The 925-nt window shown below is 29.3% G+C and carries 1 protein-coding gene; it reads right to left on the bottom strand.

The features are described 5' to 3' along the window. Window positions 1–308: 308 nt before the first annotated feature. The gene (locus HU235_RS10535) at window positions 309–719 is read right to left on the bottom strand and encodes a MarR family winged helix-turn-helix transcriptional regulator (protein WP_170944399.1); all 411 of its coding nucleotides are present in this window, start codon (window positions 717–719) and stop codon (window positions 309–311) included. Between the last annotated feature and the right edge of the window lie 206 nt (window positions 720–925).

Raw genomic sequence — 925 nt, 5'->3', positions numbered from 1 at the left:
TCTTATAAAGGTGAAATTGAAAAAACTAATTAATACAAGATATTCTTTTTAAGGACTTTGCTAAAAGTGGTTGAAGCAAATTTGGGAGATACAGACAGTGGAGTGCACTGGCATGTGTCGTAATTTACGCAGATTTTATGTGCACACAAGGATGCTCGCCATCCTTCTATAAAAGGTAGCGAGCATCTGATGCAAATTAAGATTATAGCACAAGTTCTTAAAAAAACGGCGAGGTTAAAAGAAAAGAGGTTAGAATTATAACGAAATAGGGGGGGATTTTAATTCGAAAATGATGTTTAAAAGTAAGCCTATTTGTTATCCATTTTTAATAGTTTGTGAAATAAAGAAATAAAATTCTCAATTTCCTTGTCAGTAAAGTCATTGAATTTTTCCAATAAAAAATTCGTTTTCTTTTTTTCAAATAACTCCAATTTTGCTTTTCCCTCATCAGTTAAATGCAAATCAACTATTCTTCTATCTTGAATGGAACGAATTCTTTTTATCCAGTTTTTTTCGATAAGAGAGTCAGTTACAGCAGTAATATGTGAGGCGGAAACATTTAACATTTTTGACAGATCTGATGATTTTTTTGAACCCTGTTCATATAGAGTTTTTAAGATGAAAAACTCATTTCGAGACATTTCATTTTCATATACTTCGTTCATTTCATTTCGAAGCACTTTATAAACATAACGCATCAATGATTCTAATTCATACATTTTATCCTGGCGACTAGACAATCTAACTTCCTCCGAACTATATATTCTTAAACAAGTGAATGATATGCACAATTAAAAGTAATAATTAGTTTACTCCTATTTTTAATTAATTTATCATTAATCCAAATTTTTTGCTAGATAAAATATTATGTAAGTAAACTTTTTCCTATTCTTAATTCAAAAAAATGTTACTGATAGTGTCAGGT

Origin of the sequence: Metabacillus niabensis (assembly GCF_902829255.1) — a bacterium.
In the GTDB taxonomy this organism is placed as follows: domain Bacteria; phylum Bacillota; class Bacilli; order Bacillales; family Bacillaceae; genus Metabacillus; species Metabacillus niabensis.
This window is presented reverse-complemented; position numbering and strand designations above follow the sequence as displayed.